This is a genomic window from Delftia sp. K82, from assembly GCF_002193035.1.
Classification (GTDB): domain Bacteria; phylum Pseudomonadota; class Gammaproteobacteria; order Burkholderiales; family Burkholderiaceae_C; genus Comamonas; species Comamonas acidovorans.
Genome location: NZ_MYFL01000003.1, coordinates 654,114 through 654,844, shown reverse-complemented (window position 1 = coordinate 654,844; position 731 = coordinate 654,114). Strand labels below are relative to the sequence as shown.

Here is a 731-nt window from a genome sequence, read left to right as displayed (position 1 = left end):
CTTGCCTGGCTTGCGGGACAATGCCTGCTCCTTTTTGCAGCACCCCACGCCAGCCCCTCATGCAAGCCACGCGCATCATTGCCATCCGCCACGGAGAAACCGCCTGGAATGTGGACGCCCGCATCCAGGGCCATCTGGACATTCCTCTGAACGACATGGGACTTTGGCAGGCCGCCCAGGCCGGCAAGGCCCTGGCGGGTGAGCCGGTGGCCGCCATCTACAGCAGCGACCTTCTGCGTGCCTATGTCACGGCCGAGGCCGTGGCCGCAAGCACGGGGGCGACGCTGACGGCCGACAAGGGCCTGCGCGAGCGCTGCTTCGGCAGCTTCGAGGGCCAGACCTTCAACGATATCGAGGCGTCCCACCCGGAAGATGCGCTGCGCTGGCGCAAGCGCGATCCCGAGTTCGTGCCCGCCGGCGGCGGCGAGTCGCTGCTGATGCTGCGCGACCGCATCTCGGCCACGGTGAACCGGCTGGCCAGTGGCCATCCCGGCGAGCAGATCGTGATCGTGGCGCATGGCGGCGTGATGGATGTGCTCTACCGCCTAGCCACGCACCAGGAAGTGCAGGCACCCCGCACCTGGGCGCTGGGCAACGCGGCCATCAACCGCCTGCTGTGGACGCCCCAGGGCCTGGGCCTGGTCGGCTGGGGCGATGTGCAGCACCTGGAAGGCGGTGCGCGCGACGAGGTTTTCAGCTAAGCACCCGCACGGGGAAGGGCGCCGCAGCGC

Annotated in this window: 1 protein-coding gene; it reads left to right on the top strand. The window is 68.9% G+C overall.

All coding sequences use genetic code 11. From position 1 onward, the window contains the following. The first annotated feature begins 59 nt into the window (after nucleotides 1-59). Complete coding sequence (locus KDK82_RS19845; RefSeq protein ID WP_065345339.1) at nucleotides 60-701, top strand: histidine phosphatase family protein; 642 nt, start codon at nucleotides 60-62, stop codon at nucleotides 699-701. The last annotated feature ends 30 nt before the right edge of the window (nucleotides 702-731 follow it).